Origin of the sequence: Microcystis sp. M53602_WE12 (genome assembly GCF_030065455.1) — a bacterium.
Taxonomy (GTDB): domain Bacteria; phylum Cyanobacteriota; class Cyanobacteriia; order Cyanobacteriales; family Microcystaceae; genus Microcystis; species Microcystis aeruginosa.
In genome coordinates this window covers 1-6840 of sequence record NZ_JASJFB010000029.1, presented here as the reverse complement: position 1 = coordinate 6840, position 6840 = coordinate 1, and the positions used below count along the sequence as shown (strand labels likewise).

The window sequence follows — 6840 nt, the reverse complement described above, 5'->3', positions numbered from 1 at the left end:
CATTTTAGCCAAGTTTATGAAGCTTGTGAGCAGGATTTTCGCATGGTTTTCGGTTGGGAAGATGATCCCACCAGAAAGAATTTTGCTATTGGTCAACCCCTTGACATGGACGTGCCAATATGTATTAATCTCGATCGCTTTGTGGAACGTAGTAACGGTGTTTTTGGCAAATCCGGGACGGGAAAATCCTTTTTAACCAGATTACTAATTTCGGGCATTATTCGCAAACAAGCAGGGGTTAACCTCATGTTTGATATGCACTCGGAATACGGTTGGGAAGCGATGAAAGAGGGGAAGGAGGTTTCTACGGTGAAAGGATTATGTCAATTATTCCCCGGACAGGTAGAAATTTATACCCTCGATCCCGATTCTACCAAACGCCGGGGAGTACGAGGAGCGCAGGAATTATTCTTAAGTTATAATCAAATTGAAATCGAGGATATTCGTTTAATCGGTCGGGAATTAGGCATCTCGGAAGCTAGTTTAGATAATGCCAATATTCTCTATAACGAGTATGGAGAATCTTGGATTACTCAGTTATTAAATATGAGTAACGAGGATATTAAAATCTTCTGTACGGAAAAACAAGGCCATGCGGGATCAATCATGTCCCTCCAGAGAAAATTAATGCGTCTAGATAGTTTGAAATATTTAAGAAGTGCTTGTCCCCACAATTATATCGATCAGGTTTTACAAGCTTTAGATGCAGGTAAGCACGTTGTCATTGAATTTGGCTCCCAAAGTAATATGCTTTCCTATATGTTAGCCACCAATATGATCACCCGTCGGATTCATGCTAATTATGTTAAAAAAGCTGAATATTTTTTACAAACCAAAAACCCCGTTGATCGGCCGCAACAGTTAGTGATTACTATTGAAGAAGCTCATCGATTTTTAGATTCTGCCGTGGTGCATCAAACTATTTTTGGAACCATCGCTAGGGAGATGCGAAAATACTTTGTTACTCTCTTAATTGTTGATCAAAGACCTTCAGGAATTGATAACGAAGTCATGTCTCAGGTAGGGACAAGAATCACCTGTTTATTAAACGATGAAAAGGACATCGAAGCCATATTTACAGGGGTTTCTGGAGGGGGAAGTTTGCGATCAGTTTTAGCGAAATTAGACTCAAAACAACAAGCTTTAGTTTTAGGTCATGCGGTCCCTATGCCGGTAGTAATTCGTACTCGCGCCTACGATCAAAAATTCTATGCTGAAATAGGTGCGACCGACTGGCGAGAATTACCCGATGAGGAAGTATTAGCGGCGGCCAAAATTGCCAAAGCCGATCTAGGATTTTAAAGGAATTTATTTGGGAGATTTCTCCAATGGTTCTTCTGGAAAGAAGCAATAAAATCCTCAGTACCCGGAATGATACCAAAAATCTCCTCGGATAATTTCAGCAGTTGAGGATTATTAAAAAGACTATAATATTCGGGATCTTCTCGAAAGGTTTGCCAACGATTAAGAACATCCATTTTCTGCCCTTCTTGTTGATAGGATAAGCCATCAAAGGAACTACCACCAGCAAAATTGGCAACTAACTCTTTTTTCGAGTCATCAAAAGGAATTTGCAGTCTTTCTGTAATTGCTTGCCGATAATTGACATCTGTTAACCATTGATTATAGTTGATTCCCAAACGATAGCGATCAGCACTTTTTTGGTAACTTAGATAAACCTGAGCGTATTTTTCCCAGAGAACAGCAATATTTTTTAAGTTTTCTTTGCCCCATTTTTGATAAATGCTGGCTAATACATTGAAAGGATCCCGCAGAATAACTATAGAAAAAACCTCTTGACTTTTGCCTACCCACTGCTCATGATAGCGATCCATCAAATCGCTGAAATTTTCAATATCTTTTTCCTCAAAGCTGACAATTATCGCCTCTTTGGGATGTTGTTTGAGCTTTTGACCATTAAAGCGTTGATCATTTTTTGAATAAGTGACAATTTCTTTATTAAAGAAAGGATTTCTCTCAAAAAAGAAGTATTTTTTCTTAAAATCCCAGTAGTTAATCCCCTTGCAGTCAATTCTTCCTGTACCTTTGTAAATACGAATTTCCTTTCCTGCTAAATAGCAGTGATTGGCAAAAACTACCTGACCAGGTATCTGGGAAAAAATCCAATTGATAATCGCATGATTACCACTTCTTTTAATGCCAAATACTCGAATTTCTTTATTGTTGATTATGGTTGACATTTGATTGATGACACTAGCAAGAGAAAGTAATTTATCTAAAAACTGTTGGTTCCAAGTTTTTGAGTATAAGAATATACAAAAAATAGGTATATCGATATACTAATCTCGACTGGTAGTGTGACAAAGATCAAATGTGTTTGTCAATGAGTATTTATACTCAAACAATAATCCCTTGATTCTGAGGACAACTCACAGTCAAGGTAATTTTGTCAAAACCTTTTGTTAGAATCAGAAAGCTCGACAGTCTTAACCCTGGATGAAAACTGGTTTCCCTAACTATGCAACAAGGTGATTTAATCGAGATCGAGATTACCGACCTCAACCATACGGGCGAAGGTGTGGGAAAATACCGAGGACAGGTGATTTTTGTGCCGGATACGGTCATTGGCGATCGCATTCAAACTCGCATCACCTATATCAAAAAAAGTCATGCGATCGGCAAACTACAAACTATTCTCCAAGCTTCTCCCCATCGTATCCGGCCCCGCTGCATCGTCGCCGATAAATGTGGTGGCTGTCAATGGCAACACATCGAGGACCAATTTCAGCGCCTAGTCAAAAAAGAGCAAGTACAAGAGGTATTAACCAGAATTGGCGGTTTTAGCGATCCTTTGGTTTATCCTCCCCTCACCGGTAATTCTCCCCTCGCTTATCGCAATAAAGCTACCTATCCCCTCGGATTTTCCCCCACCGGCAATGTGCAAGCAGGTTATTATCGTCGCGGCAGCCATCATCTGATTAATCTCAATCAATGTCCGATTCAAGATCAGGCTTTAAATCCGTTTCTAGCAGAGATAAAACAGGATATTCAGGGTCAAGGCTGGTCAATTTACGATGAAAAGACCCACCAAGGACAATTACGCCATTTATCCCTAAGAATTGGCCGCCACACTGGAGAAGTTTTATTAACCCTGATTAGTACCGATAATAATTTACAGGGAATTGAGGCACAGGCGCAGCAATGGCTGGCAAAATACGCCAATTTAGTCGGTGTAACCGTGAATTATCACCCCGAGCGAGGTAATGCTATTTTTGGCGCTCAGACCACAACTATCGCCGGAAGGGACTATATTACCGAAAAGTTCGCCGGATTAACCTATCAATTGGCTGCCGATACTTTTTTTCAGGTTAATACAGAGGCTGCTGAAGCCTTATTTGCGGTTATTTGTCAGAAATTAGACCTTAAAGGTGAAGAAATTCTCATTGATGCCTACTGTGGCATCGGTACTTTTACTTTACCCCTCGCTAAACGGGTTAAAGAGGTGATTGGACTAGAATCCTATAGCTTTTCCCTCGATCGAGCCAAGATTAACGCCCAATTAAATAATATTACCAACACAACTTTTATTTTGGGGGCAGTAGAAAAAACTTTACCGCAACTGACAGTTAAACCCGACATTATTCTACTCGATCCGCCCCGCAAAGGTTGCGATCGATCTGTCCTCGATAGTCTGTTACAGCTGCAAAGTCAACGCATTGTTTATATCAGTTGTCAAAGTGCAACTTTAGCCAGAGACTTGCAATATCTCTGTAAAACAGGCGATTATCAACTGCTAGAAGTGCAAACAGCTGATTTCTTTCCCCAAACTCCCCACGTCGAATGCGCCGCTTTTCTTAGACAAAAAACAGCGAATATGGTAGGATGAAATAGGAGGAAAAACCCGACACTTTAGCCGTTTATGGTCGAAAAGTCAATGGGTAAGGATAATAGCATACTAAAGACCGTTCCAGTCAACTACTTTTTTGATTAATTACCCGCTCAAAGTGGCCTTGATTCTCGATTGGTGTGTAGATCAATCATAAAAATATCTAATCAATCTCAGAGACAGAAAAGGGATAAAACATGACTCATTAGGTATGGCAATCAACTAGATCGACGGTTAAGAGACCTTAATCTTTCTGTAAGAGAACAGTCATTGAATATAAGCTAGAGGTAAAGTGCGTGATTGCTATTTCACTGCCAACAAGCAAACGAAGTTGGAACACCATGAGTTTCGCTTCCACCTTGTATCTTTGTCCGATTTTAGATTTATTGACCGCTAGTATTCCCGAAGAATTAGAACCAGAAATTAGATTAGGATTGCAAGAAGCTTTAGTTAATGCCGCTAAACACGGCAATCATCTCGATCCCAGCAAAACCGTGGTCGTTCACTTTTCCAGCAGTAAAGACGAGTATTCTTGGGTAATTACCGACGAAGGTTGTGGATTTACGCCAGGTTGTCCCCATCATGGCTGTAGTTGCGATTGTCCCAATTTTCCCCCCGAAGAAGCGGAAAATGGCCGAGGACTGTGTATGTTATATCAAATCTTCGACCAAGTTCACTGGAATCAACAAGGAACCCAACTGAAACTTTGTAAACAAATTAAACAGGAACGCTGGTTTAATTAATGACCGTGACCGTGAGAAGGACAGGGAGGAGCAGAAATCGAGCGATCGAGCCAGCCTGTAGCCTGTTGTAGCCGAGGAAGTGCTTCTTCTGGCTGATTATCTAATAAAAACACCAAAGCCGTCCCTAATTGTTCGGCGGCCCGAGCATTACGATTGGCTTTCAGACGATGCCAGTCAATCGGTGCGATCGCCAAACGTTCCGCCAAAATCCGCGCCAATTCCGGGGTAGATAGATCATCAATAGTCTGAGATGCGGAGGAGACAGGGGATGGAATCATAATCAAAAGGTTTCGTAAAACCGTAAAATCGTCTATAACTATAGTTTAGACGCAGGAAATCCCATTGAGTCCATGTCCTTAGAAGAAAACCCGTACCCTAACGATGAATCGGCAGAATTTACCGAAGCAATTGAAGAAGTCGAAGCGGCGATCGCAACACTAAAAGACCGTTATCGACAGATCAACGAAGCAGAACAGCAAAAAAAAGACCTAGAGGCACAATTTAGCCAAATAGAACCCCAATGGCGGGAAAATCCCCTACCTGAACTAGAAAAGGAATTGTTACAAATTCGCGAACAGATTCAAGAATTAGAGGTAATTTTAGAAAGCAATTTACTTAAAGAAGGGGAATTAAAGCGCCTATTCTGGGAAGGAATCCGTCGCGGACTGCTGGGGGAGGTTTTTTGGCAAATTGTCCGCTTTGGTGGTATCGGAGTCTTACTGGGTTGGATTCTGCGATCCTGCAGCGGGTGATTGACTGCACAGGGGACAGTGGGGTATGTTGCCTTGAGAAGCTGATTAGGGTTGGGTTCCATCCAGACGGATTTGACAATTATTGGCATCGAGCGTATCTAGAGGATTGCCGTTATAAGTGCCTTGTTTAACTATTCCCAACAGAGAAGCGATAACTATACACTTTCTTTCTTGGTTGGGATAGGGATTGGCGGCATCGGCGGCGGGATATAATACGATTATCGCTTGGTTTGCCCGCGGCTCAAAGGTTAACCCCGGCACATGACCCCGAAAGGAAAACTGTACCCCCGGACTGTCGCCATCAGGGGGAACATCTGGAAAATTATCCACCACCATAAATACTTCCTGCGGCAGACTTAGGGAACCCGCATTAGTATTAGTCGCCACTAAACAACCCGGTTGATTGGCAGTTATTTGCCGGTAAACCGTGGGATCAGTGCCAGTCCCTTCAGTAAAATTAATCGTGCAAATTCTCCCTAGACGGATGGCTTGTCTTTGGGCATCCCGTAGGGCTGATTGTATAGAATCGGTGGCTTCTTGGACTTTATTGCTATTTAACCAAGCTAATAAATTAGGTCCAGTTAAGGCGGCAAGAATTCCCGCAATTGCCAAAGCTACCAAAATTTCTAACAGGGTAAAACCCTGATTTTTATGGACAGTTAAACGACGCATCGGGAATCACCTCGACAGAACTTTCGGCAATAACATTTTCTTGGTTGGGGTAATCTTTAGGAGTTTTATCTGTTGCTTCGACTCGATAATCAATACGGAGACGATGGGGATTATCCAATTGCTCAGCAATATTAAAAGTTTGAAAGAGAGAATAGTCTTTACCGACAATTGGTTTTTTCGCTACTAATCGTTCCTTCGGTATAGGGGTGTCGGGGGGGGGAGCCGTTAGTTGTCTTCTTAAAGCTGTGGCATAACCCTCTTTTCCTGTACACCACTTCTCGTCGAAAGCTAAAGTCGAAGCTTGATATTTGGTATCCTCGAAGTCTTCTTGTATCCAAAAGTTAGCTTGAGCTTGTCTTTCTGACCGAACTTTATATAAGGCATTCACTGCCATTAACTGTAAGGTTCCTGTTAAGAAAGCGGTAATAGTTAAAATGGCAATTATCACTTCTAACATCGAGAAACCTGACTCGGACGACGGTAGTTTTAACGGTATTCCCTTTTCTTTTGATTTCACTTTTCAACCCTCCCCGTTTTTCCTGAAAACCACTGACTTTTTTTAGCTCTCAACTACAGAGTACCCAGTTGACATCCTCACCGCCGTAAACGGACGGTGATTCCCAAACCTCACGATTTAGGTTTCTGCTTCTTTCCCGAAGGATTTTTCGCACCTGCCTTAACAGATTTACTCTGTTCTGGTCTTATGGTCGCTCGACAGACTGACACCGCAAGCCCTGCGGCCAAAATATTTTTACTAGCGTTAATATCTCGGTCATGGTGAGTCCCACAGTCTGGACAGTCCCATTCTCGAACATTTAACGGCATT

At 41.9% G+C, this 6840-nt stretch carries 9 protein-coding genes; 4 read left to right on the top strand and 5 right to left on the bottom strand.

Features of this window, described 5'->3' with window-relative positions; genetic code table 11:
- On the top strand, nucleotides 1–1302 hold a 1302-nt coding region (locus tag PX482_RS01165), incomplete at its 5' end, for an ATP-binding protein (protein WP_288121975.1).
- On the opposite strand, the gene PX482_RS01160 is transcribed toward PX482_RS01165, so the two are convergent.
- Nucleotides 1299–2201 carry a hypothetical protein gene (locus PX482_RS01160; RefSeq protein WP_002763688.1) on the bottom strand — a complete coding sequence of 301 codons (903 nt, stop codon included), beginning with the start codon at nucleotides 2199–2201 and terminating at the stop codon, nucleotides 1299–1301. The two genes, PX482_RS01165 and PX482_RS01160, sit on opposite strands and share 4 nt — an antisense overlap.
- Before the next feature lie 278 nt (nucleotides 2202–2479).
- Between PX482_RS01160 and rlmD the strand changes: the two genes are divergently transcribed.
- Nucleotides 2480–3847 carry a 23S rRNA (uracil(1939)-C(5))-methyltransferase RlmD gene (rlmD, locus tag PX482_RS01155; RefSeq protein WP_002763686.1) on the top strand — a complete coding sequence of 456 codons (1368 nt, stop codon included), beginning with the start codon at nucleotides 2480–2482 and terminating at the stop codon, nucleotides 3845–3847.
- A 341-nt stretch (nucleotides 3848–4188) separates the two neighbouring features.
- Nucleotides 4189–4590, top strand: coding sequence for an ATP-binding protein (locus PX482_RS01150; RefSeq protein ID WP_002763681.1), 402 nt, complete (start codon nucleotides 4189–4191; stop codon nucleotides 4588–4590).
- Here the strand turns inward: PX482_RS01150 and PX482_RS01145 are convergent.
- Complete coding sequence (locus tag PX482_RS01145; RefSeq protein WP_002763679.1) at nucleotides 4587–4868, bottom strand: DUF6439 family protein; 282 nt, start codon at nucleotides 4866–4868, stop codon at nucleotides 4587–4589. The genes PX482_RS01150 and PX482_RS01145 overlap by 4 nt on opposite strands.
- A 72-nt stretch (nucleotides 4869–4940) precedes the next feature.
- Between PX482_RS01145 and PX482_RS01140 the strand changes: the two genes are divergently transcribed.
- A complete protein-coding gene (locus PX482_RS01140) occupies nucleotides 4941–5342 on the top strand; it encodes a sll0565 family protein (RefSeq protein ID WP_002763677.1) in 402 nt (133 codons plus the stop codon).
- Nucleotides 5343–5387: 45 nt separating this feature from the next.
- Here the strand turns inward: PX482_RS01140 and PX482_RS01135 are convergent, their stop codons facing one another.
- The 3 genes from PX482_RS01135 to PX482_RS01125 all read right to left on the bottom strand — a co-directional run.
- Nucleotides 5388–6014 carry a pilus assembly FimT family protein gene (locus PX482_RS01135; RefSeq protein WP_288027680.1) on the bottom strand — a complete coding sequence of 209 codons (627 nt, stop codon included), beginning with the start codon at nucleotides 6012–6014 and terminating at the stop codon, nucleotides 5388–5390.
- Complete coding sequence (locus PX482_RS01130; protein WP_288027682.1) at nucleotides 5992–6471, bottom strand: type 4 pilin; 480 nt, start codon at nucleotides 6469–6471, stop codon at nucleotides 5992–5994. The genes PX482_RS01135 and PX482_RS01130 overlap by 23 nt, the downstream gene beginning before the upstream one ends.
- 170 nt (nucleotides 6472–6641) lie before the next feature.
- The coding region (locus PX482_RS01125; RefSeq protein ID WP_147073889.1) for a zinc ribbon domain-containing protein at nucleotides 6642–6840 on the bottom strand (199 nt) is incomplete at its 5' end.

Bases quoted from the DNA above. Each gene is read 5' to 3' on its own strand.
- PX482_RS01160 (WP_002763688.1), bottom strand. From the start codon at position 2,201: ATGTCAACCATAATCAACAATAAAGAAATTCGAGTATTTGGCATTAAA.
- rlmD (WP_002763686.1), top strand. From the start codon at position 2,480: ATGCAACAAGGTGATTTAATCGAGATCGAGATTACCGACCTCAACCAT.
- PX482_RS01150 (WP_002763681.1), top strand. From the start codon at position 4,189: ATGAGTTTCGCTTCCACCTTGTATCTTTGTCCGATTTTAGATTTATTG.
- PX482_RS01145 (WP_002763679.1), bottom strand. From the start codon at position 4,868: ATGATTCCATCCCCTGTCTCCTCCGCATCTCAGACTATTGATGATCTA.
- PX482_RS01140 (WP_002763677.1), top strand. From the start codon at position 4,941: ATGTCCTTAGAAGAAAACCCGTACCCTAACGATGAATCGGCAGAATTT.
- PX482_RS01135 (WP_288027680.1), bottom strand. From the start codon at position 6,014: ATGCGTCGTTTAACTGTCCATAAAAATCAGGGTTTTACCCTGTTAGAA.
- PX482_RS01130 (WP_288027682.1), bottom strand. From the start codon at position 6,471: ATGTTAGAAGTGATAATTGCCATTTTAACTATTACCGCTTTCTTAACA.